Below are 24260 nucleotides of genomic sequence, written 5' to 3'. Positions count from 1 at the left end.
AACAGAGGAACCAACATGAAGACCTACAAGATCGCCTGCATCCCCGGCGACGGCATTGGCAAGGAAGTCATACCGGCCGGCCAGCAGGTGCTGCAGGCCCTGGCCGCGGCACAAAAGAGTTTCGCCTTCAGCTTCAGTGCTTTCGATTGGGGCGGCGACTACTATCGCCGGCACGGCATGATGATGCCGGAGGATGGCCTGGACGCGCTGCGCGACAAAGACGCCATCCTGTTTGGCTCGGCCGGCGACCCGCACATCCCCGATCACATCACGCTCTGGGGCTTGCGCCTCAAAATCTGCCAGGGCTTTGACCAGTACGCCAATGTGCGGCCCACGCGCATCCTGCCCGGCATCGACGCGCCGCTCAAGCGCTGCACACCGGAGCAGCTCAATTGGGTGATCGTGCGCGAGAACTCCGAAGGCGAGTACTCAGGCGTAGGCGGGCGCGCCCACCAGGGCCACCCGATCGAAGTGGCCACCGATGTGTCGATGATGACCCGCGCCGGTGTTGAACGCATCATGCGCTTTGCCTTCAGGCTCGCCCAGTCCCGCCCGCGCAAGCTGCTGACCGTGGTCACCAAGTCCAACGCCCAGCGCCATGCCATGGTGATGTGGGACGAGATCGCGCTGCAGATCAGCCGGGAGTTTCCGGACGTGACCTGGGACAAGGAACTGGTCGACGCCTGCACTGCCCGCATGGTCAATCGCCCCGCATCGCTCGACACCGTGGTCGCCACCAACCTGCACGCCGATATCCTGAGCGACCTGGCCGCTGCACTGGCTGGCAGCCTGGGCATTGCACCGACCGGCAACATCGACCCCGAGCGCCGCTTTCCGAGCATGTTCGAGCCGATTCACGGCTCGGCCTTCGACATCATGGGAAAAGGCCTGGCGAACCCTATTGGCACTTTCTGGAGTTGTGTCATGCTGCTGGAGCACCTGGGCGAAACCGGTGCGGCCGCGGTGTTGATGGCGGCGATTGAAAAGGCGACCGCGAACGTCGCCCTGCATACGCGCGACCTGGGCGGAAGCGCTACCACGGCGCAGGTCACCGAGGCCGTCTGTGCAGAGGTCGGCAGGCAGCGACTACTGCAGGCCGCTTGAGCCTTTCAGTGAAAGCCGGTGCAACCAGGCTACGCATGACGGCGAGTTTTCCGCTTCAGAAACATTCAGGAGACACACCATGAAAGTTGAAGTGAAAAAGTGGATAGGCATTTTCTGCATGGTCGCAGTGCCCGCCGCGATGGCGCAGACTGCCGCGCCCGCAGCGGGTGTGGTGTGCCCCGACAGGAACGTGCTGTACTGGCAGGCCTTTCCACCGGGTGGTGAGTCGGACCTGTCGGCGCGCCACCAGCAGGTCGTGCTCAAGAAAAAATGCCCGGCCGTCGACACCATCATCCAGTACAAGGCGGGCGCCGGCGGCGGCCTGATGTGGGGCCAGATGAACAGCCTGCCGGGCGACGGCCTCAATGTAGTGGGCATCAACCTGCCGCACATCGTGTTCCAGCCCATCGAGGGCGAGGTGCAGTACAAGACTGCCGACATCGTGCCGGTGTTCTGGTTTCACTACACCCCCGACGTGCTGGTGGTGCCCGAGAAAAGCCCGATCAAAACGTTTGCAGACTTCATCGCCGCAGCCAAAAAAGACCCCGGCAAGCTGAACCTGGGCGGCTCGGGGCTGAACTCCGCCAACCATGCGGCGCATGAGCGGCTCAACGCTGCCTTCGGCGTCAAGAGCACCTACGTGCCCTACAAGGGTACGGGCGACATGTCGATGGCCGTGATCGGCTCGCAGGTCGACGGTGCGATGACCTACACGCCGTTTGCCATCGGCAACAAGGGCAGGGTGCGCCCGCTGGCAGTCGCCATGGAAAAACGCCACCCGATGATGCCCGACGTGCCCACCTTCAGGGAGCTCGGTGTGGACTGGGTGGACGGCGCCTACCGCGGCATTGGCGTGCCCAAATCCACCCCGCTGGAGGCGCGCAGGCGCTTGTCCGACATGTGGGCCGTGCTGAACAACGACCCCGAGATGAAGGAACTCGCCGCCAAAAATGGCTTTGAACTCGTCAGCGTGGGCCTGGACCAGATGGACGGCTTCATGAAGGAGCGCATCCGTATCTACACCGAAGGTGCGAAGCGCCTGGGCCTGGGGAAAAAGTAGCTCCCGGCGCCGGTCGGTTATGGCTTCAACTTCAATGTCGGATCTTTGCCGTGAGATGAAAGTCCTGTCAGGGCCGCAAGACCGGGGCGTCAGTGGAGGCTGGTGGTGTTGGAAAGAAGGTTCAACACCACCACGCCGGCAATGATGAGCGCCATCCCCACCATGCCCCAGAGGTCAATCTTCTGCTGGTGAACGAAGAAACTGGTGATGCTGATCAGCACAATGCCCAGGCCCGACCAGATTGCGTAGGTCACGCCGGTGGGGATGGACTTCATCGTCACCGTGAGGAGATACAGCGCGGTGCCATAACCCGCGATGCTGATCAACGAGGGCACCAGGCGCGTGAAACTGTCGCTGGACTTGAGTGCCGTGGTGGCAATGACTTCGGCAACGATGGCAATGCCCAGGGCCAGGTAAGCGTTCATGAGGCTCTTCTTTCTGCTTCGGTGGATGATGGCTCATTCTAGGAAGCTGCCTTTCCGGCGAAATCCCAAACCCTCCCGCGTTGCCGGGTTACTGCCCGGTTACCACGGCACAATCCGGGGTGGAGACATTTCAATGACTGCAGCCAAGACACCTACCCCCGGCACGCCCATCCCGGACGCCGCCACCCAGCCGCGCCAGTTCCTCGAGCACCTGTACGCCGCCGCCGTTGCGCGCGCGCTGCCGCTTGAGAACACCGCACGCTACCTGCCCAAACCGCCCACCCCCGAAAGCGGCGGACGCACCATCGTGATCGGTGCGGGCAAGGCCGGCGGTTCCATGGCGCAGGCGGTGGAGGCACTTTGGCCCGCCGACGCACCGCTTGAAGGCCTGGTCGTGACCCGCTACCACCACATCCCGCCGCGCCCCGAGGGACTGAAACAGCGCATCGCGATTGTCGAAGCCGCGCACCCGGTGCCGGATGCGGCAGGGCTGGAAGCTGCACAGCGCATCCTGGCCATGGTGCAGGGGCTGGGTAAAAACGACCTGGTGCTGTGCCTGATCTCGGGGGGCGGCTCGGCGTTGCTGACCTTGCCGGCTGAAGGCCTGACGCTGGAAGACAAGCAGCGCATTAACAAGGCGCTGCTCAACAGTGGCGCCAATATTTCCGAGATGAACTGCGTGCGCAAACATCTCTCGCGCATCAAGGGCGGCCGCCTGGCCGCAGCCTGCGCGCCGGCGCGTGTGGTGACGCTGACCATCAGCGATGTGCCGGGAGACGATCCGTCCATCATCGCCAGCGGCCCGACGGTGCCCGACGCCACCAGTTGCGCCGAGGCGGTGGCCATCCTGCAGCGCTACGGCATTGAAGTGCCGGGCGCCATCATGAGCCTGCTGGAGCAGGGCGCACTCGAAACCCCCAAGCCGGGCGACGCGGTCTTCAAAGGCCATGAGGTGCACATGATCGCCACGCCGCAGCAAAGCCTGGAGGCTGCCGCCGCAGTGGCGCGCGCAGCCGGCTTGCAGGCGCACATCCTGAGCGACGAGATGGAAGGTGAATCCCGCGAGGTCGGCAAGGTGCATGCGGCGCTGGCCCGTGCCGTGGCGCTCAAGGGGCAGCCCTTCAGCAAGCCCTGCGTGATCCTGAGCGGCGGGGAAACCACAGTGACCGTTCGCAAGCAAGCAGAAGGCACGCCGCGCGGCCGCGGAGGCCGTGCCGGCGAATTCTGCATGGGCCTGGCCCTGGCCCTGCAAGGCCAGCCGGGCGTGTATGCGCTGGCAGCAGACACCGACGGCATCGACGGTGTGGAAGACAACGCGGGTGCCTATGTAGCGCCCGACACACTGCAGTGCGCACTGGCCAAAGGCATGAAGCTGGACCAGTACCTGGACCGCAACGACGCCTACGGCTACTTCGAGCCGCTGGGTGGCCTGGTCATTCCGGGGCCCACACATACCAACGTCAATGACTTCCGGGTGCTATTGATTTTGTAGCTGCTCGCGCAGGTTCTACCTGCGCTGCGGGCCTGTTTGATACATAAAACAGGCGAAAAAAAGCCTCACACGGCTGTCAAACCACCTGTGCCGGGCGCCGCGCTGATTTCGGGCGGATGCGTGACGATGGATTTGAGTTCCGGCCGTGCCGTCTGCAAAGTTTGCAAATCGGGTTGCGGCCTGCGCAGCGTGTCGCTGGCCTCAAAGACCTGTTCCAGCGCCTGGCATGCAGCCAGCAGTTGCGCATCGGCGTGCAGCCGTCCAATCACCTGCAGTCCGAAGGGCATGCCGTGTTCGTCTTTGCCGCAGGGCAGCGCGAGCGCCGGGTTGGTGGCCAGGGTCACCACATAGGTCAGGCCCAGCCAGTGGTAGTAGTTGCGCATGGCCTGGCCGTCGATGTTGCCGGCATACAGCTCCGTCCAGGGAAAGGGTGTGACCGGCGTGACGGGCGCCAGGATGATGTCGTATTGCTCGAAAGCCTTGGCAAAGCGGCGTGAAATGCGTGTTTGTTCCAGGTGCGCCCAGGCGCGGTCCGCCAGCGTGATGGCAGCCGCGATTTCCATGTTGGCGCGTACATTCGGGCCCAGGGTCTCGGGGGCGTTGCGATAGGTATCGGCGAATGCCGCTACAAAACTTTCTGCGCGCAGCGTGTCAAAGGCGCGGTCGGCATCGCCCAATTCAAGGTCTATCGGCTCGCAGCTCGCTACCAGCGGCCGGACGGCTTCCACGCGCTGGCGGAACACGCGCCGGATTTCCGGGTCCACGATGCACATGCCAAAGTCTTCCGTGGTGCCCACACGCAAGGTGGAAAGGTCCACCTGCTTCAAGGGCCAGAACGTGGAGGCATCCACCGGGTAGGAAAGCGGGTCGCGTGCGTTCGCGCCCACGCTGGCGGCAAAGAGCAGCGCCGTATCGGCCACGTTGCGCCCCATCGGCCCCAGCACGGAGATGACAGACCAGCCCAGGGGCCGGGCGTCGTTGGCCACCAGCCCGGGCGAAGGCCGCAGGCCGACCACGCCACAGAGCGAAGCCGGAATACGCAGCGAGCCGCCGGTGTCGGAGCCGGTGCAGATCGGCAGCATGCCGGCTGCCAGCGCCGCCGCCGAGCCGCCGGAAGAACCGCCCGCGTTGAGCGTGGGGTTGAACGGGTTGCCCGTCGCGCCCCACACCGGGTTGCGCGAGTTGGCGCCGGCGCCCATGTCGGGCACATTGGTCTTGGCCGTGACGATGGCGCCGGCCGCGCGCAGTTTGGCCACCAGTGCGTTGTCTTTGGCCGGCACGTTGCCGCGAAGTCCTATGTTGCCGTAGGTGGTGAGCAGGCCCGCGGTGTCCTGCAGATCCTTCACCCCCAGCGGCAGTCCGTGCAAAGGGCCCAGCGCCCCCCCGCGCATCACTTGCGCTTCGGCTTCGCGTGCACCCTCGCGCGCACGCGTGAAGTCGGTCGCGCAGATCGCGTTGATGGCGGGGTTGAGGCGTTCGATGCGGTCTATGCAGGCGTCCATCAGCTCCACCGGCGATACCTCGCGGCTGGCGATCAGGCTGCGGAGTTCGACGGCGGAGATGTCTGGAAGGGTGGAGTGCATATCAATGTCTTGTGTCGAAGGAAATGGTCATGTTCCGCCGCCGGGCCGCCCCAAGGCGGAACGCGCCCCCTCGGGGGGGCAGCGAAGCACACGAAGTGGCGAGCGTGGGGGCCAGGTCTCGCCGCCGGGCCGCCCCAAGGCGGAACGCGCCCCCTCGGGGGGGCAGCGAAGCACACGAAGTGGCGAGCGTGGGGGCCAGGTCTCGCCGCCGGGCCGCCCCAAGGCGGAACGCGCCCCCTCGGGGGGGGGCAGCGAAGCACACGAAGTGGCGAGCGTGGGGGCCAGGTCTCGCCGCCGGGCCGCCCCAAGGCGGAACGCGCCCCCTCGGGGGGGGCAGCGAAGCACACGAAGTGGCGAGCGTGGGGGCCGTCATGACTAATCTGTTTTGATCTGGGAGCGTTCGGCCAGCGCCTTCATGCGCGCGATCTCGGCCGTCACCAAGCCGGACCAGTCGGGAACCGCGGTATAGCCGGGTTCGAAGCCGGCGGCCTTGAGCTTGTCCAGTGTTTCGGTGCTGGCCATCACCGTGGCCAGGGCCTTTTCCAGCCGTGCCTTGACGGGCGCCGGCAGGCCCTTGGGCGCCACCACGGCCAGCCAGGCGTTCATGTCGACGGCTGGGTAGCCGGCCTCGGCCATGGTCGGCACATTCGGCAGCAGGGCCGAGCGCTTGTTCATGGCCACGGCCAGCACGCGGATCTTTCCGGACTTGAGTTGCTGCGATGCGGCGACCACGGTGTCGAAAGACACCGGGATTTGGCCGCCGATCAGATCGGTCATCAGGGGGCCGGAGCCTTTGTAGGGCACATGCGTCATCTTCAGGCCCGTGGCCGTATTGAACATCGCGCCGGCGAAGTTGGAGCTGGTGCCGTTTCCGAAACTGCCGTACAGGTATTTGTCCGGATTGGCCTTGGCCGCCGCCACGAACTGGTGCACGTCGGCGGCCGTGACCGACGGGTTCACCAGCATGGCCAGCGCCACTGAGCCCACCATGCCTATCGCCTCAAAGCCCTTGGCCGGGTCATAAGACAGCTTGGGTTGCAGCGCCGGGTTCAGTGTGAAGGTGGAGTTGGAGCTCACGAGCAGGGTATAGCCGTCGGGCTTGGCGTTGGCCACTGCGGCGGCGCCTATGGCGGTGCCGGCGCCCGGCTTGTTTTCGACCACCACGGGCTGGCCCAGCTGGTCACCCAGGGCTTTGCCAAGGATGCGCGCCAGCACGTCAGCCGCACCGCCAGCTGGGAAGGGTGCGACCAGTGTGACGGGCCGCTCAGGAAACTCGGCCGCATGGGCGGGCCCGCCCACGGCGGCAAGTCCACAAAAAAAGACAGCGCTGGCGGCCAGCGTGCGGCGCATTGCTTTGAAAGACATGTGTTGCATGGTAGGCCTCGTTGAAAATTTGATCAATCGGAAGGGGGTGATTCGAAGGGGCGGGCTCAAGAGTTAACGCAAACGGGCCGGTGCGAGCCTGGAGGCTTCAACGCCTTGCTGGCGCAGCTCTTCAGGCAGCGCCGCCTGGCGGATCAGCGCATCGGCCAGCGCACTTGCACCGGCCGCGCTCTGGATGCCGTAGCCGCCCTGCGCCGCGAGCCAGAAAAAACCGGGGCAGGCGTTGTCGTGGCCAATCACCATTTCCCCGTCGGGTACAAAAGAGCGCAGGCCGGCCCAGGTGCTGGAAGGGCGGCGGATCGTCAGTGTCGACACGCTTTCGATCTGGTGGATACCCATGGCAATGTCCAGCTCTTCAGGAGCCACGTCGTGCGGAACCGTCGGGTCCGCATTGGCGGGTGAGCCCAGCAGCTGCCCGGCATCGGGCTTGAAGTAATAGCTTTCGTCCACACCCACCACGGCGGGCCAGTGTGAGGCGTCCATGCCCTCGGGCGCCTTGAAGGTAAAGGCGCTGCGCCGGTGCGGCACCAGGCCGATGGGCTGCGCGCCAAACATGGCGGCCAGCTCGTCAGCCCAGGCGCCTGCGGCATTCACCACGGTTTTGGCGCGCAGCGTCTCGCCGTCGCTGAATTGCAGGGCCCAGCGCTGTCCGTCATGCGTGGCCTGTGTCAGTGTGGCGGCGGTGCGCAGCTCTCCGTCGGCGCCTGCCTTCTGGCGAAAGCCGCGCAGAAAGCCCTGATGCAGTTCATGCACATCCATGTCCTGCGCGCCTGCGTCGTACAGCGCGCCGTGCACCACATCGGGCCGCAGGCAGGGCACATGGGCCAGCGTGGTGTCGGCGTCCAGCGTCACCAGGCCGGGGCAGCTTGCGGACAGTTCCTGGCGGGTGTGCGCCAGTTCTTTTTCCTGGCCGTGCGTGGCAAGGTAAAGCACGCCCCGGGGCTGTATCAGCGCCGGGTGAAACCCTTCCGGCGGCCGTTCGTAAAACCCGCGGCTGGCACGCGTCAGTGCCCGCACCATGGGCGGGCCATAGGTTTCCATGAACATGGCCGCCGACCGGCCGGTGGAGTGAAACCCCGGCTGGGATTCACGTTCGACGAGCGCAACGCTGCGTTGCCCGGCCAGGCGCCAGGCCAAAGATGCGCCCGCAATGCCGGCGCCGAAGATCAGGATGTCAAATTCTCTCATTTGAGAATTCTCACATGCGAGAATCGTGCCTGTCCAGCCCATTTACCGGGATTTTTCGAAAAAAGGGAAAACACCATGCCTGCACGCCCCGCCCGCAACCCTGCCGCCGCCCCCGAGGCGGACCGGGTGCGGCTCGGTCTGAGCCTGCGCGGGCACCGCAAGGTGCGGCGGCTGACGCTCAAGGACCTGTCCGGCCGTTCCGGCGTCGCGCTGTCCACGCTGTCCAAGATGGAGTTGGGCCAGATTTCGGTCAGCTATGAAAAGCTGGCCGCCGTGGCGCGGGCGCTGTCGCTGGACGTGGGGCAACTGCTGGACGCGCGGGCCGCGGCGCCGGCCCCCGGCGCTGCAAAGCCGGTGGTGGTCTGGTCCGAGGCGGGCGGTGCGCCAGCCTACAGCTCTGGCAACTATGACTACGGCGCGCTGGCCGCCGGCTTTCCGGGCAAGCGCATGACGCCGATGCACGGCCGCATCGTGGCGCGCAGCCGCAGCCAGTTCCCCGACTTCATTCGCCACGCAGGGCAGGAGTTCGTAATCGTGCTGTCGGGCCGTGTGCGCATCGAGTTCGAGACCGGCGAAATCATCGAAGTGGGGCGCCATGAGTCGGCCTATTTCGACAGTGGCGTGGGCCACATCTACCTTTCGCTGGGCCGCAGCGATGCGCAGGTGCTGGTGGTGATGAGCGAATAGGGCTGCCTGGCCTTGTGTCTCGGGTTTGTACCCAGGTTCAGGTCGACAGCTTCTCCCAGGTCAGGTCAAATTTCAGCAGATATTTGCGCAACCGGTCCGCATCGTTCACCACGCTGCGCTGGGTACGTGAGACATTGAAGAGCACCCGCCCGGCGTCGCTGAGGGAAGCGCTTTTGCGGCAAACCTCAATCACGGCTTGAAGCTGTAGCTGTTCAAAGTAATCGAGTGTGTCCGCGGCGCCTCCCATTAATTCGGCGAGTGAGGCAGCGCCGCCGCTGGCTTCCTGTTCTGTGGCCTGCCATTGCCAGCGTAGCCGCGCGATCTCGGCCTCCACCAGGCTCGCGCCGATGCGGCCGTTGTCGCCCAGCGTGGCAAGGCGGGTGATGGATGCGCTCAAGTCCCGAAAATTGCCAGCCCAGATGGCCTCGCCCGATTGTGTAAATCGCAGGTAGGCTGCGCGGGCTTCGGCGGTCATGCGGGTTTTTCTGCCCAGATCTTCGGATGCGAGCATGAGCTGGTGGTCCATGTTGGGCTCGATATCCTCCCGGCGCTGGCTGAGGCCGGGCAGGGTGTAAGTCCACAGATTGATACGTGCAAAAAGGTCCTCGCGGAAGCGCCCGCGGGCGACTTCCAGACGCAAGTCCTTGTTGGTGCCGGCGATCAGCTGGAAGCTGCTTTCGACTTCTTTGTCGGCGCCTACGGGCAGGAAGCGCTTTTCTTCCACGGCCTTGAGCAGCATGGCCTGCTCGTCCAGGCCCAGCTCGCCAATCTCGTCGAGAAACAGCACGCCCTTGTCGGCGGTGCGCAGCAGGCCGGGACGGTCATTGGCCGCCCCGGTGAACGCTCCCTTCTTGTGGCCGAACAGCGTGGAGCCTGCACCGTCGCCGTGCAGCGTCGCGCAGTTCACGTCGACAAAGCTGCCGCTGACCTGGTGGCGTGACTTTTTGAGCTCGAAGATGCGCCGCGCCAGCATCGACTTGCCCGCGCCGGTCGGTCCGGTCAGCAGGATGGGCGCCTTGCTCTGGACGGCGATGTGTTCGATTTCCTCGATCAACTTGTTGAAGCGGGGGTTGCGTGTGGCGATGCCGCTTTTGAGGAAGGACACTGCATCTTGCTGCGCCACCGCAAGCCGCGTGTTGATCGCGTCATACCGCGAGAGGTCCAAGTCAATCAGTTCATAGCTGCCCACACCCTGGCCTTGCCGGCCCCTGGGCGGCGCCGTCTGCAACAGAACGCCGGGAATGAAGCGCGCCTCGACCAGCAGGAACAGGCAGATCTGCGCTACATGGGTGCCGGTGGTGATGTGCGCCCAGTACTCTTCGCGCTCGGTGTCGAAGGCGTAGGCACGCATCCAGTCATACAGCGCGCCATAGACCTCGCCGAAATCCCAGGGGTTGGCCAGGTTCATCTCGACCAGGCGAACCTCGGTGCCGGGCGAGAGCTGAACCACGTCTTCGCGCACCCTTTCGGCCAGCGCCTTGTTGCGCACGTCGTGCATCAGCTCCAGCCGGTCGACGATCAGGTCCTCATGCTGTGCGATCGACACCGTCGGCCGCCATTTCTCCCAACGGGAAGCACTCAGGCCCGAATCCAGTTGGGTACCCAGGAAACCCATCACCACTTTCTTCTTCATATTTCTAATGTACTAGCTTTAAAGCTAAAAAAATAGGAGAGATGAGTGAAGATGAACCGGTTATTTTTTGATTTTTATGAAAAATACTCAATTAAATCAATGATCTACGGTGATGGAGAAAAAGTTTTGAAGAGTTGGCACGCTGCCTGCAATACATAGTTCGTCACCACAACGGTGAATGCAAACAAGGAACAAGAACATGGCAAACACTCAACTATTTCAAAACAGCAAAGGCGCTTTCCCGTCTGCTTCCACCACTGTCAACGAGGCGGGTGGTGTGGCTTATGCTCTGGCACCTCGGCATGCGCTGGTGCAGTTGGCCGTCACCGGTTGCCTGAACAATGTTTACTACGCCGGTGCTGCCGAGCAACTGGACAAAGTGCTGGAGCTGGCTGCGCAGGTGGATGCGGGCTTCGTGGCCAAAACCGCCATCTATGCCCGTGAGCGCGGCCATATGAAAGACATGCCGGCGCTGCTGTTGGCCTCGCTGGCGACCCGCGATGTGGCACTGTTTGCCAAGGCGTTTCCTCGCGTCGTGGACAACGGCAAGATGCTGCGTAACGTGGTGCAAATTCTGCGTAGCGGCCGTGTGGGCCGTAAGTCAATGGGTTCGCGTCCCAAGAAGTTGGTGCAGGCCTGGTTGTGCAATGCAAGCGAGAAGCAGCTGCTGAACGCCAGCGTGGGTAACAGCCCGTCATTGGCCGACGTCGTGAAGATGGTTCACCCAAAACCGGCTGAGGCCTGGCGCGCCGCGTGGTTTGCCTGGTTGATTGGCCGTGACTTTGACGTGAGCCAGTTGCCCGAGGCGACGCGTGCTTTTGAAGCCTACAAAAAGGACCGCTGCGGTGCGGCACCCGATGTGCCTTTTCAGATGCTGACCGCGTTGAACCTGACCACCAACCAGTGGACCCAGATTGCCAAGAACGGCTCGTGGCAGATGGTTCGACAGAACCTCAACACCTTTGCGCGCCACGGTGTGTTTGGTACGACCAAGGCTGAAAAGGCCATTGCCGCCAAACTGCGTGATGTGCAGAGCATTGAGAAGGCCCGCGTGTTGCCCTACCAGTTGATGGCTGCCTACAAAGCGACGGATGAAACCGTTCCTCTGCAGGTACGTGAAGCATTGCAAGACGCGATGGAAATCGCGTTGAAGAACGTGCCCGCTCTGGTGGGTAAGGTGGTGGTGTGTCCTGATGTGTCGGGCTCCATGAGCTCGGCGGTGTCTGGACACCGTGGTTCTGCAACCAGTGCGGTGCGTTGTATTGACGTGGCGGCCCTGGTGGCTGCGGCTCTGCTGCGCAAGAACCCGGCAACCATGGTGCTGCCGTTTGAGCAGAAAGTCGTCAACTTGTCGTTGAACCCGCGTGACTCGGTGATGACCAATGCGGAGAAACTGGCTGCCGTGGGCGGTGGCGGAACCAACTGCTCGGCGCCGTTGGCCCTGTTGAACGCCGGTAAGGCCAAGGCAGACCTGGTGGTGCTGGTGTCGGACAACGAGTCATGGGTGGATAGCAAGCGTGCCGGTGCGACGCAAACCTTGCGTGAATGGGAAGTGTTCAAGCAGCGCAACCCGCAAGCCAGGTTGGTGTGTATCGACATCCAGCCTTACGCCCATACGCAGGCGCTTGAACGGCCTGACATCCTGAACATCGGCGGTTTTACCGATGAAGTGTTCAAGGTACTGGCTTTGTTTGCCGCGGGGGCGTTGGGAGCCGACCACTGGGTCGGATTGATAGACGAGCTGGCTTTGTAAGCCATGACTCGATGTGTTGAGCGTCGTCGCCTGAGGAATGCCGGTGTGATTACATCCAAACTGTTTCTATCACACAACTGTTAGTCCTCAGGCGGGGGCCTTTTTTAAAGATTGGCAAGAGGGTTTTCAAAAGCACGAATGCTGGCGGGATTACATTGGATATAGCCGGTTCGACTCTGGCCATGTGCATCACAGGAAACTGAATGCACATGAAAATCTCACCGATCCTTGTCGTGTTTTTGAAAGTTCTTGAAGAGAGAGCAAAAAGTTTTGATTGCCGGCGGCAAATGCGGTTGGAATTACAGCACTGTTAATGCCGAGGTCGCGGGTTCGAATCCCGCCGGTGCTGCAATGGGCTTGTGCCCGAGCCCATTGCAGCACCGTAGCTCAGTCTGGTAGAGCACGTATCCATTTCAACAATTTTGTTGCTGCTGGTGATCAAAAGGTTTTGGATGAATGCCCGTGAAATTACAGGTAGACGCGGCGTGCAAACGCTCTCGCGCTGAAAGGCGCGGGGTCTGGGTTCAAGCCCCAGCTTGGCAACAAGTGGCGGAATTTCATTTCACAAGCTCTAGTCATCCGTTTTTATTGAAAAAGGAAGAAAAACAATGAACTACCAACAACATGAAGTCACCGGCGGTGTGCCGGTCAAGATGTGGACCAACGGCGTACCGGTGGAAGCCCAGGCCCTGAAGCAGTTGGAAAACTCCGCCCGCCTGCCCATTGTGTTCAAGCACGTGGCCGTGATGCCCGACGTGCATTACGGCCTGGGCGCGACCATCGGCAGCGTGATCCCGACCTTCAAGGCGATCATTCCAGCTGCGGTGGGCGTGGATATCGGCTGCGGCATGATGGCCTGCAAAACCACGCTGCGCGCCGAAGACCTGCCTGACAACCTGGGTCCGCTGCGCTCGGAGATCGAAAAAGCCGTGCCGCACGGCTCGGCGCCCAAGACCTATCGCAGGAATGGTTCAGTGCGAGAAGTCGGCGCCTGGACGAATCCGCCCAGCGCGGCAGATGCGGCCTGGGGCCAGCTGGTCGAAGAGTTCGAGGCAATCTGCCTGGACTACCCACGCCTGAAGAACACCAACAACCACCGCCACATGGGAACGCTGGGTGGCGGCAACCACTTTGTCGAGGTGTGCCTCGACGAAGGCGGCGGGGTGTGGATCATGCTGCACAGTGGTTCGCGCGGGGTGGGTAACGCCATCGGTACGCACTTCATCGAGCTCGCGAAGAAAGACGCCGAGCTGCACCAGCGCAACCTGCCCGACAAGGACCTGGCCTACCTCGAAGAAGGTTCGCAGTACTTTGGCGACTATGTGCGCGGTGTGGGCTGGGCGCAAAAATTTGCGCGCCTGAACCGCGAGGTGATGATGCAGGCCGCCATTGGCGCGCTGCGCAAAGTGATCAGCAAGCCCTTCGAGACGCACCTGGAGGCGGTGAACTGCCACCACAACTATGTGCAGAAGGAAACGCACTTTGGGCAAGAGGTGTTTGTGACCCGCAAGGGTGCCGTGAGCGCCAAGGCGGGAGAGCTCGGGATCATTCCAGGCAGCATGGGCGCCAAGAGTTTCATCGTGCGCGGCAAGGGTAACCCGGACAGCTTCATGAGCTGCAGCCACGGAGCAGGTCGCACCATGAGCCGTACGCAGGCCAAAAAGCTGTTTACGGTGGACGACCAGATCAAGGCTACCGAAGGCGTGGAATGCCGCAAGGACGCGGAGGTGATCGACGAGATCCCGATGGCCTACAAGGACATTGACGCCGTGATGCTGGCCCAGAGTGATCTGGTGGAAGTGGTTTACACGCTCAAGCAGGTGGTGTGTGTCAAAGGTTGAGGGAGGGGGGCAAAAGGACAACGCTCTGCAGGCATTGTCCGGTCCTGCCCTGACGGCTCTTCGGGCAAAACTTGCCGAAGCAGGCTGCGTATTTGATTTTGCTGTTTACACGCTGGAGAAAGGCATTGATCCTTCTGCGGCGCTGCATCGGTGCGCGCTGGAGCTGCTGTTCGCGGACGTACGGGAGCGATGGTTGGTAAACCACCAGGAGGCCATCAAAAAATTTCCGCAATTTAGTGCGTCGAATTTTCATCAGCTCGACTACGACTGTGCCGCTGCGAGTCCGGAAATTTTGCCGGTGGAAAAAGTACAGGACCTCTTTTCCTGCGCGGCGCATCCAGCCGGTGCGCCTTGTTTGTTTTTGAGTTTTAGTGACCCACCTTACGGTTTCATGAAAGATGCTGACGCGAAGGCGCTGTTTGATCGGTGGTGTCAAATTTTAGGTTTGATCCCGGGCCATCTTCCTGAGGTGATCGACTGGGTTGGTGATCCTGATCTTGAACCATCGCGCAGCCAATGGAGTAACTATTTTGAAGCGGGAAAAGAGTGGTGGGGCATTTGGTGCCTGACGGTGTGGAACCCTGTTAACCGGACCTTGAGCGTGCTTGCCGCCAGCGCAACTGACTGATGATGAAAGAAGAAAAACAATGATTGAACTCGATGGCTCGCAAGGCGAAGGCGGCGGGCAGATTCTGCGCACGGCTCTGGCGCTCAGCTTGGTCACGGGCAAGCCGTTTCGCATGAACAACATCCGTGCGAAGCGGCCCAAGCCCGGCCTGATGCGCCAGCACCTGGCCTGCGTGAACGCGGCTGTGGCTGTGGGCGGCGGCGGCGATGAGACTTCTGCCGTCAATGCCACCGGTCAGGCCGTGCAGATTGGCGAAACCACGTTGCTGTTCACGCCAGGTGAGGTGCGCGCGGGCGACTACGAATTTGCGGTCGGCTCGGCAGGCAGCTGCATGCTGGTGCTGCAGACCGTGCTGTGGCCGCTACTGCAGGCCGAGGCGGCTTCGACGCTGCTGCTCAGCGGCGGCACGCACAACCCGATGGCGCCGTCGTGTTCCTTTCTGACCGCGCTGGCGCCTTATTTCGCCGGCAGCGGCGAGGCACTGTTTGACATTGAACTGCGCCGCCACGGTTTCTACCCGGCGGGAGGCGGGGAGGCGCGCGTGCGCCTGAACCCGCCCGCGCACGGCTTTTCGGCCATTCACCTCATGGAACGTGGCGCGTTGGTAGAGGCATACGCCGAATGTCTGCACGCCGGCCTGCCGAGAGGTGTGGCCGAGCGTGAGCTGGACGTGTTGCGCAAGGGGCTTGGCTGGCAGGAAGACTGCCTGCGCGACCGCGGGCTGCGCAGCAACGAAGGGCCGGGCAATGCGCTGCTGGCTGTCCTGCGCTATGAAAACATCACCGAGGTCTTTGCTGCCTATGGCGAAAAGAGCGTGAGTGCCGAGCAGGTTGCCCGCCGTGTGCTGCAGGAAGTGAAGGATTACCAGGCACACGAGGCGCCGGTAGGCCCGCACCTGGCAGACCAGCTGATGATTCCCATGGCACTGGCGGGCCTGCAGGGTCGGATGGGTCGCTATTGGGCGACGGAGCTGACCGAGCACACCCGCACCAATGCGCGGACCATCGAAGCCTTCCTGCCTGTGAAGTTCTCATGCGAGCCATGCGGTGGCGGAACGGTGATTTCGCTGCAGATGTGATGAATGGCTGGGTCATTCCTGGCCGATGCATGCCAATATGAAAACTGCGGGACGTTGCTGGTGTTGAGTCCGGAACCAGAGAAGCCTTACAGTATGGGCTGGTCGCATGAGGAACCTGCATGTCCAACGGCAAAAATACACTACCATCCGGCGCCCCCGATAAAGCCCAGATCGAGAACGCGATCGAAAAGGTCAATCGGCAGATCAAGATTCTGCGGGCCTTCAAAATATCGGTGACGCAAACCGGCTGGGATTCGAGCGTGGAGTCCCTGCAAAAGAAAGTCAACACCACCCTGGCCGACAGCTTTGGCGTGGGCACGCCCGAATACCGGCAGTTTGCCGTCGCGATACAGGATTTTCTGCTGGACAAGACTTTCGGCGACCGCTTCACGGACGACGAACGCCAGCAAAAAGTCAGGCAAGGGATCGATCTGGCCATCATGCGCGTGAATGCGGCCAAGAAGCTGCTGAGCGACTACCTCGATGGCACTGCAGCGCCGATAGTGGAGCCGGTTGCGGAGGCGAAACCGGTGCCACCGCCCCCACCACCGCCCCCACCAGCACCAGCACCAGCACCGGAACCAGCACCGGAACCGGAACCGGAGCCGGAACCGGAGCAGATCTCCACACCTTCACCTTCCATTCCAACGAGGATGCCCATGTCCAAGACCGATCTCTCTTCCGCCACCGCGCCGCAAGCCGTGTCCGGTTCTCGCGTGGCCATCCTGGGCCTGGGCGGAGATGCCGTGGGCGACGCGTGCCAGTTCATGGAGCAGCTGGGGCTGGAGGCGGCGATACTCGACGCCGTCACCATCGACCAGCTGGAGGGGCTGCGCAATGTGGCGTTTTTGCTGCTCCTGCCGGGCAACAAATCCGATGCGCCAGCGGCCATGCTGGCCATCGGGTTCATGCTGGCCGCGCTCGGCCGTAACCGCATTGCCTGCCTGCTGTCCGAAGACGACGCCTTGCCGGATGTCCTGAAAGGCGCTACAAGCATTTCGGTCGACGAGGCCGGATTGTGGCGGCTGCTGCTGGCACGTGAAATGAAGCGGGCAGGCCTGGAAGTGGATCTGAACCTTGCCATGTGAGTGGCGCCCCGGCGGCATGAGTGGTGTCAGCGTGCCGTGGGTTTCGTTACTGCATCGTCAGGCAGCATGGCAGTGTCTCTTTGCATCAAGGCACGGACCAGCCAGGTAAACCACGCAGCGGCAATCGCTGCTGCAATCCAAACCAGCATCTGCCCCAGGCGCGCCTGATCGTCCAGCAGGTAGGCGTTGCAGACGCGTACCGGCGAAGTTTCATACAGGTTGCCCACGACTGCCATCATCGGCAGCACATTGCCCAGAAAGAAACCCTGCACCAGCAGGCCCGCCGCTTGCCAGGACAGGCGCACGGCGGCGCCGCAGGCCAGCAGGGCCAGGCATTTCAGGATTTCGATGCGGCCGTCCACCAGCGCAAGGTCTAGTACGCGGGGGATCATCAGGATCGCGAGCACCACCGCGGCAGCGAACAAACCGCTGATGCCGTGGGCATTCCAGAGCCCCAGGCGAGCCAGCCAGCGCCCCGGCAGTGCAGTGGCGAGCAGATAGCCGGCCAGCGCCAGCAGGGGATACTGCACCAGCATATGAAGTGTCATGCTGGCTTCCAGTCCATGCCGCAGGCCGGGCAAGGCCAGCAGGCAAAGCAGGGCGACGGCCATAACCGCCAGGGTGCCGCGCGAGGGAGGCGCCAGCCTCTTCATGGCGGGGCAGCCTGCGCAAGGTGCTGCGCATAGTCGAGCGCGAGCTGCTGTTCCGCGTAGTCAAAAATGCGAACCAGCCGGCCTTTCTGGTCGATGACCAGCAGCGCCGCGTTGTGTTCAAAATCGCCGCGGCCATCAGGAACCACCACGACCTGGAAACCCGCCAGCAGGCGCTGGGTGTCCCGCGGGTCCTGCACACGCACAAAGCGCCACAGCGCCGGGTCAGCGCTCAATCGTGCTGCATAGGCCTGCAGCACGGCGGGGCTGTCGTGACGCCCATCGAAGCTGATCGACAGCAGCTTGACCCTGCCGCCGCGCTCCTGCCTCGCCTGCAATATCTGCTGCATTTGCTGGAAGCTGCTGCCCATCGCCAGGCAGACGGTCTGGCAACGTGTGTAGATGAAATCCACCAGCGTGACGGACTGCCCGTCGGCGAGATGCTGCGACAGTGCCTGAGAGGCGATGCCGGGCCCGTCGACGCTGACTGCGGGGGTTGCGACAGGTCGCAGTGCAACTTCGAGCCGACGGGCGCCCTCGGCGGTCCAGACCTGAAAGTCGTGCGTCAGCCACGCGGCGGCGGCGTAACCCGCCAGGGCCAGCATGACGCTGAGCAAGGCGGTGCGAAGCATCAGGGCTGGCCCACCACGCTTGCTGCCCCTTCAGCTCAGGAGCTTTTGGCCGCCAGCGCCTTGAGCTCGGCAGCGCCGTTGAACGGTGTGGTGCGCGTGCCGGCCTTGCGTTCGGCTTCAAACAGCTCGGGCTTGACGGCCCCCGCCTTGTTGGACCATTCGGCGCGGACGTAGCTCGCCACCGCGGCCAGTTCGGCATCGCTGAGCTGCGCGAAGGCCGGCATGGCGCCCTTGAAGGTGTTGCCCATGACGGTGATCTCGCCCGTGACGCCGTGCAGCAGGATGTTGGCCACGGTGCGCTCGTCGCCGGTGACCCATTCGGAGCCGTCCAGCGGTGGAAACACCCCGGGCAGCCCTTTGCCGGTGGCCTGGTGGCAGGCCACGCAGTTGGCGGTGAACAGCTGTTTGCCGTTGGCCGCAGCGCCCGGCGCGGGGCCCGAGAGGTCCGCCAGGGTGCGCTTGTCACCCAGGTCGGCGCGGCCGAAGGAGCCGGACAGCACGATGTAGCCCGCGCCCCACAGCACCAGGGCCAATGCCCCGACCAGGAAGATCAGCGGGATGGGCTGGCTTTTTTCGGAAGGCTCGGCCTGTTCCCGCTCCTGGGCCCGGCTTTCAGATGTCTTGTCGTTCAGCATGGGATGACCTTGTGTGGCTCAGGGCTTGGGGGCGGGTGGCAGCACCGGGTAGGTGTGGTTCAGGCCCTGCAGGTACTTGACCAGGTCCAGCGCCTGGGGCGAAGGCACGACCACCTGGCCGATGTTCGGCCCGTAGGCGGGTGGCAGGGCCAGCGGCTGCTCGCCCTCGCTTTCGGCGTCTTTGGCGTCCTTCACCGTGAAAAGATAGGGGTAGGACGGCATGATGGAGCCGGGCACATAGGCGCGCGGCTGGTACAGGTGGCCCAGGTGCCAGTCCTTGCTCGGCTGGCGCGCCCCGATGTTGAAGAGGTCCGGCCCGGTGCGCATGCTGCCCAGCAAATGCGGCCTGTCATAGAAGTAATCGCCCGGCACCGAGGCCCGGCCCCAGCCGCGCTCCGCGTCGGGGCCGAAGTTCCGGTCACGCGGCTGCTGGCTGTGGCAATAAACGCAGCCATTGGCAATGTAGACCTCGCGCCCGCGGAGTTGGGCGCTGGTGTAGTTTTTCAGCTCCGGCGGCGGTTTGATGTCGCGTACCTGCATGTAGGGCATCACCACCAGGGCCGCCGTGGCGATGCCCAGGGCCACCATGGCGCCCGATGCCAGCTTGACTTCATTTTCCATGAGCGGCTCCCATTTCAGCGCTGCGTGCGTCGTTGGGCCAGAAGAGGGCGGCGCCCGCGCGGCCCGGCCCGAAGCGAAGCGCCATGGCCAGGAAATGGCCGACGAACACCAGATGGCTGAGTACCATCAGGCCGCCGCCCACGGATCGCCATTTCAGGTAGGGCAGGGTCAGCTCGACGGAAGCCATGAAGGGCTGGGCGGCATCCAGCATCGCCACACCTTGAAGCCAGCCGCCGATGGTGAGCCCGACAAAATATATCGTCACCCCGACAGCCGCCAGCCAGAAATGCAGGGTGATCAGTTTCGGGTACGGCCACTCCCAGTTCAGCACCCGGGGCATCATGAAATAGATGGCGCCGAACAGCACCATGGTGACGAAGGCATAGGCGCCCAGGTGCGCATGGGCCACCGTGAAATGGGTGAAGTGGGTGATCTGGTTGACGCTGCGCAGCGCCTCCAGCGAGCCCTGCAGCGATGAGGCAAGGTACATCAGCCCGCCGAACATCATGAAGCGCAGCGTCGGCGAATAACGCGCCAGGTGCATGCGCCCCTGCAGCGTGGCGCCCATGTTGATGCTGAAGGCGATCACCGGAATCACCATCATGACGCTCTGCACGATCGACAGCGTGATGAGCCAGCCGGGCACCGGGCCGCCGATGAGGTGGTGGCCGCCGACCTGGCCGTAGAAAAACGCCAGCGTCCAGAAGCCCAGCAGCGAGAGGTTGTAGGAGCGTATCGGCCGGCCGATGATTTTGGGCAGGAAGTAATAGATGGCGCCCACGCTCACGGGCGTGAACCACAGGCCCAGCACGTTGTGCCCATACCACCAGTTGGTGGTGGCCTGCTGCACGCCGGTGTGCACGCCGGGCATCTTGCCGACCAGGAAGAGCAGGGCAATCCACAGCAGCGCCGCCGTCATGTACCAGACGCTGACGTACAGGTGCGAGACCTTGCGGTTGACCAGCGTGAACAGCACCGGCAGGATGACGAGGGCAAAGCCGGCGAACATGAAGATCGCGATCTGCCATGGAATTTCCAGGTATTCCATGCCGTCGTTCCAGCCGGTCGCGATGGCGCCTATGCCGCCGGCGATGCCCATGTTGATGAGCGCCCCGCCCAGCATGACCCAGATGGCGCCGTAGAGCCGGGTGCGCAGCAGCCGCGGCAGCAGCCACACGATCATTCCCAGCGCCGCATTGGTGATCCAGCCGTAGAGCACGCCGGTCAGGTGCACGGTGCGTATCCGGCCGAAGGTCAGCCAGGCATAGTCGGTGAGCCAGTCGGGCTCATGCAGCTTGATGGACGACACCAGCCCCGCCATCGAGCCCACGATGAGCCACAGGCAGGCAAAGGTGATGAACATGAACACCGGAAACGCGGTGGAGCGGTCGGACGTGATGCGGTCCAGCAGTTCGGCGGCGTCGGCCGCGTGCGTCTTGATGCCGCCTTCCTTCACTACCTTCTGCATTGACGCCTGTGCCGCGTCCTGTAGCGCGGGGTCGTCGACCTGGCCGATCTCGCCGTGCGCGAAGATGACGGAAGCCGCGACAGGGTTTTCTTGCAGCAGACCTTTGCGCAGCGACCAGATGAAGACAAAGAGTCCGATGATGGACAACAGGAAAGCACCCAGAAGGCTGAGGGCGGCGCTGTCCATCATGCAGCTCCCGCAGGCAACGCGCGCGGCATCGTCGGGTTCTCATTGCCCGCGCTCCGGGTTTCCAGAAAAAGCGGTGTCAGCCATCTGAACGACTGAGCCGGTCCGCCGCTTGTGCATGGTGCAACTGTCATGATTTCTCCGGTGTGAAAACCCGCAGACGCCATCTGCTGCCTGGCGCCGGTCGGGTGGGGCCGCGAGAACTTGCCGCAGGTGTTCCATACTACGCCTTTGATGGCTGCCAGCCTGGACGCCAGGCTGTATTCCAGTCATCTGCTACTGTTTTTATAGCTGCTGGCGCTCGCCTGCATTGGTCTGTAGCCTGAATCGATATGTTGATCTGGCTTAAGCCAGGCCTCATCAAGCCGTGTTAGCCTCGCGGCCATGTTGAACCGCATCCCCTCTTTCCTGCGCCATGTCGGCCCAGGTGTAGTCACCGGCGCTGCCGATGACGACCCTTCCGGTATCGCCACCTACACGCAGGCGGGGGCGCAGTTCGGCACCGGGCTGCTGTGGACGGTGTTTTTGTCACTGCCCTTCATGATCGCCATCCAGCTGGTCAGCGCCCGCATAGGTCGCGTCACCGGCAAGGGTGTGGCGGCCAACCTGCGCGAGCACACGCCGCGCGCCTTCCTGATGAGCATGGTGTTTTTGCTGGTCATTGCCAACACCATCAACATCGCCGCCGACATTGCCGCCATGGGCGAGGCGCTGCAGCTGGCTGTGGGCGGCGGCGACCACTTTCATGCGGTGGCCTTCGGCATCATTACCGTGCTGCTGCAGGTGTTTGTGCCTTACCGCAAGCTCGCACCCATTTTGAAATGGCTCACGCTCTTTCTCTTTGCCTATGTGATCGCCGTGTTCCTGGTGCAGGTGCAGTGGGCCCAGGTGCTGCATGACCTGGTCGTTCCCAAACTGCAATGGACCTCGGGCTACTGGATGATGATCGTCGCGCTGCTGGGCACCACGATTTCGCCTTACCTGTTTTTCTGGCAGGCCTCGCAAGAGGTCGAAGAGCTGCGCCTGAAGGGCGGCGTGCTGGGCGCTGAAAAGAAGATCCGCCGCGACCTTCGCCGCGTCAAGCGCGACACCTACATCGGCATGTTTTTCTCTAATGCCATCGCCTTTTTCATCATGGTGTTGGGCGGTGCGGTGCTGTATGCGGCCGGTATCCATGATGTGACATCAGCCGCGCAGGCGGCGCAGGCTTTGCGGCCACTGGCCGGCGATTTTGCCTTTGCGCTGTTCGCCGGCGGCATCATCGCCACCGGCCTGCTGGCCGTGCCGGTGCTGGCCTCGTCGGCCGCCTACGCCGTGGCCGAGGCCTTCGGCTGGCCCGAAGGCCTGGAGCGCCACTGGTACGAGGCCAAACGCTTTTACGCCATCATTGTCATCGCCACCATCGTAGGCACGGGCATGGACTTCACCAGCATAGACCCGATGAAAGCGCTTTACTGGAGTGCCGTGATCAACGGCGTGGTGGCCGTGCCCATCATGGCCGGCCTGATGCTGCTGGCCGGCCGGAAATCGGTCATGGGCAATTTCACCTCGGGCCTGAAGACCACGTGGTTCGGCTGGGGCGGTGTGGTGGTGATGGGCTTTGCGGTGGCGATGATGTTGCTGGATCTGATCCGCCCCTTGTTCTAGGCTTCCCGGCGACGAACCCACAAACGCTGCGGCCCCGCGCCCTGCCCGGCGAGCTGGTCATACGGGTTGCGCAGCCGGCATTTGTCAATCGACAGGCAGCCGCAGCCTATGCAGTCGTCCAGGGTGTCGCGCAGTTTTTTGAGCTGGGCCATGCGCTCGTCCAGGTCGGCGCGCCAGGCTGCCGACAGTCGGGCCCAGTCCGCGCGGCTGGGGGCCGCCTTCGCGGGCAGGGTGGCCAGGGCTGCCTCGATGTCGGCCAGCGCAATGCCCACCCGCTGCGCCACACGCACAAAAGCCACGCGACGCAGCATCTCACGTGCGTAGCGACGCTGGTTGCCTTCGGTGCGGGTGCTGCTGATCAGCCCTTTTTTCTCATAAAAGTGCAGGGTGGACACCGCCACGCCGCTGCGGCGTGCCATGTCGCCGACCGAGAGTGTGGGAAAGATGCCGGCCTGTTCCAGTTCCGTGCCCATGGATTTCCTTGAAAAAAATGCTTGACCTAAACTTTACTTGAGGTTTCAGACTCCTCATTTTTCAGGCCAATCCGGCCCGCTTATTTCAAAGGAGTTGTTTTCATGTCCAGCGATTTATCAAGCCCCGCTTCCGCCTCCGTGTTCCGCGTCGACAAATTCGTCGTGCCCTCGCAATCGATCTCCGCTTTTGTCGAGCGCATTCACCAGGTCCAGCGCATGCTGGGCGAGCAGCCCGGCTGCCTGCAAAAACATGTGCTGACCCAGACGGGCGACAGCAGCGAGTTCGATGTGGTGACCGTGGTCGAGTGGGCCAATGCCGATGCGGTGGCCGCCGCCCAGACCGTCATGCAAAAGCAGCTCGCCAGCGAGGGCTTTGATATTCAGGCTTTCCGGAAAAAGCTGGGCGTACGGGGCGACTCGGGGATGTACCGCGAGGCTTGATTTTCCGTCTCGGATCAGGCGCTCAAACGCTGCCGTAGCTGCGGGGTCGCAGGCTACCGCTGTGTTTGACCACGCCTGGGCGAAGCGTGGACCCGCCTGTTGTCGTGAAGTATTGGCAACGGCGCGCGAGGAATCCAGGCACAGTCATTTTTTCGAGAAAGGAACAAATGCATGCGCAGTCGCTGGTGCGGCTCCTGGCGGGACGTAGGAACTGGTCGCACTGATGCGTATGCCTGAGCTGCCGCCTTCCTGGGCCCATCGAAACTCACAGCCTTCATGGCCTTGGCGCAACCAGGCCTCCTTGTTTTTTGGGATACGCACCGTAGAGTCGCTCCCGTTCTCGTTGCTGCTTTCGGGTACCAGGGAGAAGGTCGTATCCGGCTGTTGGGCGCCGGGAGACGTGATGCCCATAAACCCACGGGCAGCAGGATCGAATTTCACAATTGCTTCGCCTGTGTCGGACAGCGAGGTGCTACGAACCCAGCAGAGAGAAGGGGAGCCTTGCGCCTCTGCGCCTGAAATGGTGAATCCCAGAACGAATATTAATAAAGCGGATTGCCACAT

General features: G+C 63.0%; 22 protein-coding genes and 1 pseudogene. 11 read left to right on the top strand and 12 right to left on the bottom strand.

Annotated elements, in window-relative coordinates:
- The first annotated feature begins 15 nt into the window (after window positions 1–15).
- Together AC1DVV_RS12455 and AC1DVV_RS12450 are read left to right on the top strand one after the other, a co-directional pair.
- Window positions 16–1104, top strand: coding sequence for a tartrate dehydrogenase (locus AC1DVV_RS12455; RefSeq protein ID WP_477665498.1), 1089 nt, complete (start codon window positions 16–18; stop codon window positions 1102–1104).
- Between the two features lie 79 nt (window positions 1105–1183).
- Window positions 1184–2164 carry a tripartite tricarboxylate transporter substrate binding protein gene (locus tag AC1DVV_RS12450; RefSeq protein ID WP_477665499.1) on the top strand — a complete coding sequence of 327 codons (981 nt, stop codon included), beginning with the start codon at window positions 1184–1186 and terminating at the stop codon, window positions 2162–2164.
- Window positions 2165–2253: 89 nt separating this feature from the next.
- Here the strand turns inward: AC1DVV_RS12450 and AC1DVV_RS12445 are convergent, their stop codons facing one another.
- The gene (locus tag AC1DVV_RS12445) at window positions 2254–2589 is read right to left on the bottom strand and encodes a DMT family transporter (protein WP_457279830.1); all 336 of its coding nucleotides are present in this window, start codon (window positions 2587–2589) and stop codon (window positions 2254–2256) included.
- Window positions 2590–2722: 133 nt separating this feature from the next.
- Between AC1DVV_RS12445 and AC1DVV_RS12440 the strand changes: the two genes are divergently transcribed.
- Entirely contained in the window at window positions 2723–4081 is a 1359-nt protein-coding gene (locus AC1DVV_RS12440; RefSeq protein ID WP_477665500.1) for a glycerate kinase type-2 family protein, read from the top strand.
- 65 nt (window positions 4082–4146) lie between these two features.
- Here AC1DVV_RS12440 and AC1DVV_RS12435 read toward each other — a convergent pair whose 3' ends face one another.
- The 3 genes from AC1DVV_RS12435 to AC1DVV_RS12425 all read right to left on the bottom strand — a co-directional run bounded on the left by AC1DVV_RS12435 (window position 4147) and on the right by AC1DVV_RS12425 (window position 8235).
- Window positions 4147–5664, bottom strand: coding sequence for an amidase (locus AC1DVV_RS12435; RefSeq protein WP_477665501.1), 1518 nt, complete (start codon window positions 5662–5664; stop codon window positions 4147–4149).
- A 375-nt stretch (window positions 5665–6039) separates the two neighbouring features.
- Window positions 6040–7038: a Bug family tripartite tricarboxylate transporter substrate binding protein gene (locus AC1DVV_RS12430; protein WP_457279833.1), complete on the bottom strand. Its 999-nt coding sequence runs from the start codon at window positions 7036–7038 to the stop codon at window positions 6040–6042.
- A 63-nt stretch (window positions 7039–7101) separates the two neighbouring features.
- Window positions 7102–8235: an NAD(P)/FAD-dependent oxidoreductase gene (locus AC1DVV_RS12425; RefSeq protein ID WP_477689167.1), complete on the bottom strand. Its 1134-nt coding sequence runs from the start codon at window positions 8233–8235 to the stop codon at window positions 7102–7104.
- Window positions 8236–8310: 75 nt separating this feature from the next.
- Here AC1DVV_RS12425 and AC1DVV_RS12420 point away from each other — a divergent pair, with 75 nt between their 5' ends.
- On the top strand, window positions 8311–8922 hold the full coding sequence (locus tag AC1DVV_RS12420) for a helix-turn-helix domain-containing protein (protein WP_457279835.1): 612 nt from the start codon (window positions 8311–8313) through the stop codon (window positions 8920–8922).
- A 103-nt stretch (window positions 8923–9025) separates the two neighbouring features.
- Here AC1DVV_RS12420 and rtcR read toward each other — a convergent pair.
- Window positions 9026–10537, bottom strand: a pseudogene (gene rtcR / locus AC1DVV_RS12415) (RNA repair transcriptional activator RtcR); the annotation flags it as partial.
- Window positions 10538–10754: 217 nt separating this feature from the next.
- On the opposite strand from rtcR, the gene AC1DVV_RS12410 reads away from it, so the two are divergent.
- The 5 genes from AC1DVV_RS12410 to AC1DVV_RS12390 all read left to right on the top strand — a co-directional run bounded on the left by AC1DVV_RS12410 (window position 10755) and on the right by AC1DVV_RS12390 (window position 16943).
- A complete protein-coding gene (locus tag AC1DVV_RS12410; protein ID WP_457279836.1) occupies window positions 10755–12308 on the top strand; it encodes a vWA domain-containing protein in 1554 nt (517 codons plus the stop codon).
- Between the two features lie 608 nt (window positions 12309–12916).
- The gene (locus AC1DVV_RS12405; protein WP_457279837.1) at window positions 12917–14149 is read left to right on the top strand and encodes an RtcB family protein; all 1233 of its coding nucleotides are present in this window, start codon (window positions 12917–12919) and stop codon (window positions 14147–14149) included.
- A complete protein-coding gene (locus tag AC1DVV_RS12400) occupies window positions 14136–14777 on the top strand; it encodes a hypothetical protein (RefSeq protein ID WP_457279838.1) in 642 nt (213 codons plus the stop codon). Before AC1DVV_RS12405 ends, AC1DVV_RS12400 begins: the two co-directional genes overlap by 14 nt.
- A 19-nt stretch (window positions 14778–14796) precedes the next feature.
- Entirely contained in the window at window positions 14797–15855 is a 1059-nt protein-coding gene (gene rtcA / locus AC1DVV_RS12395) for an RNA 3'-terminal phosphate cyclase (protein ID WP_457279839.1), read from the top strand.
- A gap of 119 nt (window positions 15856–15974) precedes the next feature.
- On the top strand, window positions 15975–16943 hold the full coding sequence (locus tag AC1DVV_RS12390; RefSeq protein ID WP_457279840.1) for a hypothetical protein: 969 nt from the start codon (window positions 15975–15977) through the stop codon (window positions 16941–16943).
- Between the two features lie 26 nt (window positions 16944–16969).
- Here AC1DVV_RS12390 and AC1DVV_RS12385 read toward each other — a convergent pair whose 3' ends face one another.
- The 5 genes from AC1DVV_RS12385 to AC1DVV_RS12365 are packed head-to-tail and all read right to left on the bottom strand — an operon-like array spanning window position 16970 to window position 21135.
- Window positions 16970–17596 (bottom strand): hypothetical protein, encoded by a 627-nt coding sequence (locus tag AC1DVV_RS12385; RefSeq protein WP_457279841.1) that lies wholly within the window; start codon window positions 17594–17596, stop codon window positions 16970–16972.
- Window positions 17593–18225 carry an SCO family protein gene (locus AC1DVV_RS12380; protein ID WP_457279842.1) on the bottom strand — a complete coding sequence of 211 codons (633 nt, stop codon included), beginning with the start codon at window positions 18223–18225 and terminating at the stop codon, window positions 17593–17595. The genes AC1DVV_RS12385 and AC1DVV_RS12380 overlap by 4 nt, the downstream gene beginning before the upstream one ends.
- A 35-nt stretch (window positions 18226–18260) precedes the next feature.
- Complete coding sequence (locus AC1DVV_RS12375) at window positions 18261–18860, bottom strand: c-type cytochrome (protein ID WP_457279843.1); 600 nt, start codon at window positions 18858–18860, stop codon at window positions 18261–18263.
- 18 nt (window positions 18861–18878) lie between these two features.
- Window positions 18879–19481, bottom strand: a complete 603-nt coding sequence (locus AC1DVV_RS12370) for a cbb3-type cytochrome c oxidase subunit II (RefSeq protein ID WP_457279844.1) — start codon at window positions 19479–19481, stop codon at window positions 18879–18881.
- The gene (locus AC1DVV_RS12365; protein ID WP_477665504.1) at window positions 19471–21135 is read right to left on the bottom strand and encodes a cbb3-type cytochrome c oxidase subunit I; all 1665 of its coding nucleotides are present in this window, start codon (window positions 21133–21135) and stop codon (window positions 19471–19473) included. Before AC1DVV_RS12365 ends, AC1DVV_RS12370 begins: the two co-directional genes overlap by 11 nt.
- Window positions 21136–21519: 384 nt before the next feature.
- Here AC1DVV_RS12365 and AC1DVV_RS12360 point away from each other — a divergent pair, with 384 nt between their 5' ends.
- Window positions 21520–22782, top strand: a complete 1263-nt coding sequence (locus tag AC1DVV_RS12360; protein WP_477668127.1) for an Nramp family divalent metal transporter — start codon at window positions 21520–21522, stop codon at window positions 22780–22782.
- On the opposite strand, the gene soxR is transcribed toward AC1DVV_RS12360, so the two are convergent.
- Window positions 22779–23255 carry a redox-sensitive transcriptional activator SoxR gene (gene soxR / locus AC1DVV_RS12355; RefSeq protein ID WP_457279847.1) on the bottom strand — a complete coding sequence of 159 codons (477 nt, stop codon included), beginning with the start codon at window positions 23253–23255 and terminating at the stop codon, window positions 22779–22781. The two genes, AC1DVV_RS12360 and soxR, sit on opposite strands and share 4 nt — an antisense overlap.
- Before the next feature lie 102 nt (window positions 23256–23357).
- Between soxR and AC1DVV_RS12350 the strand changes: the two genes are divergently transcribed.
- A complete protein-coding gene (locus AC1DVV_RS12350) occupies window positions 23358–23696 on the top strand; it encodes an antibiotic biosynthesis monooxygenase (protein ID WP_477665506.1) in 339 nt (112 codons plus the stop codon).
- A 144-nt stretch (window positions 23697–23840) separates the two neighbouring features.
- Here AC1DVV_RS12350 and AC1DVV_RS12345 read toward each other — a convergent pair whose 3' ends face one another.
- On the bottom strand, window positions 23841–24260 hold the full coding sequence (locus tag AC1DVV_RS12345; RefSeq protein ID WP_457279849.1) for a hypothetical protein: 420 nt from the start codon (window positions 24258–24260) through the stop codon (window positions 23841–23843).

Source organism: Polaromonas sp. P3_B4 (genome assembly GCF_056402835.1).
Note: the sequence above shows the minus strand (reverse complement) of the source record. Positions and strands in the feature narration are given on the sequence as shown.